The organism is Shigella sp. FJ200513, from assembly GCF_040495915.1.
Taxonomy (GTDB): Bacteria; Pseudomonadota; Gammaproteobacteria; order Enterobacterales; family Enterobacteriaceae; genus ECMA0423.
Window position 1 is genome coordinate 1 of sequence record NZ_JBDYCV010000239.1, and the last position, 1227, is coordinate 1227.

Sequence of the window (1227 nt, forward strand, 5' to 3'; positions counted from 1 at the left end):
CACGGGAATATCTGCGGCAGCGGGCTTGTAATGGGTTAAGTGATAACAGATGTCTGGAAATATAGGGGCAAATCCATCACCAGTTAACGTACAACCACTTACAAAGACGAAGATCGCCGACTGTTCTATCGCTATACTTTGATTGTTTGCAGCCGTGTTTTTGTTTGCAGTGTTGATATGAACACCACTGACAATTTTATGTGACTGCGTTGAGGCCGGCGTTCTAAAATATATCCCCGTAAATTGTTCAGTGCCATCGGCATCTGCTGCTATCCATGAGTTTGAGAAAGAAAATCCTCCGTTTACATTCTCTATAACCACGCCTGTTGAGCCGCAATAATCTAAATCCAGTTGTTCCATATGCAAATCAAGGCAATCATGAACATAGACGGCATTTTTAAAACCAATGCACATGGTCTCACTGTCTAAAATTATTGCTTCTGACCTAACTGCCTCTGACGACCACGCATACGTTTGAGGCTGAATCCTGATGCCAAAGCTTTCATCAGCAGAATAATTTCCTCTGCTGAAATGGCAGGAGCTGACACTAACACTTACGCACTGGCCTAAAAAGTGAAGACCGACTCTACAGGTTCCAGCCTGACATGCTATAAATTTTGAGTGCCAGAGCCCTTGCATTAAATAATGCGGTTTCAACTTCATTCACCATTACATTATCAAATACCCAGCCATAAACCTGTCTGATGACAGAGTCTTCTGCTGTAATGTTTGTGTCAATACCATTGCAGGTGTTATTACCAGTTACTCGTATATTTCTCAGATAACGGCCGATAGTGTCTGAATCATAAGACAGCCTTAACACAGATCCTGTAAGTCCGCTTTTTGCTCGGAGTTGCGATGCCTTACCAACTCCTCTGATGTTAACACCGCCAGGAATAAGCAAAGTGGATCCAACAATATACCCCACCGCTTGGTTGCTCGCAGGGATAAACAGCTCCCCGCCGGAGGGTAGTGAAGCAACGGCATCTATAGCATTTTGTATTGCCTGGTAATTATCTGTCACACCATCATCAATAACACCAAAATCCAGGATACTTATTGCTTCTTTATTTTTGTCATGCTGAGTTCTTAAAACTGCTTTTGGTAAAGGCTGCTTGACGCCAATCATGGCATCGCCTTTGGTGTTATCCTGAACCGCCCCGGGAATCCTGGAGACTAAACTTCCTGAGAAAGAGGTAAACAGGATGACTAAAAATACTCGTTTTT

Annotated in this window: 1 protein-coding gene and 1 pseudogene; both read right to left on the reverse strand. The window is 43.3% G+C overall.

What is annotated here, in order from left to right; genetic code table 11:
* Positions 1-360 (reverse strand): annotated as a pseudogene (locus tag ABZJ92_RS21880) (hypothetical protein); the annotation flags it as partial.
* A gap of 226 nt (positions 361-586) precedes the next feature.
* The coding region (locus ABZJ92_RS21885; protein WP_214282312.1) for a glycosyl hydrolase family 28-related protein at positions 587-1227 on the reverse strand (641 nt) is incomplete at its 5' end.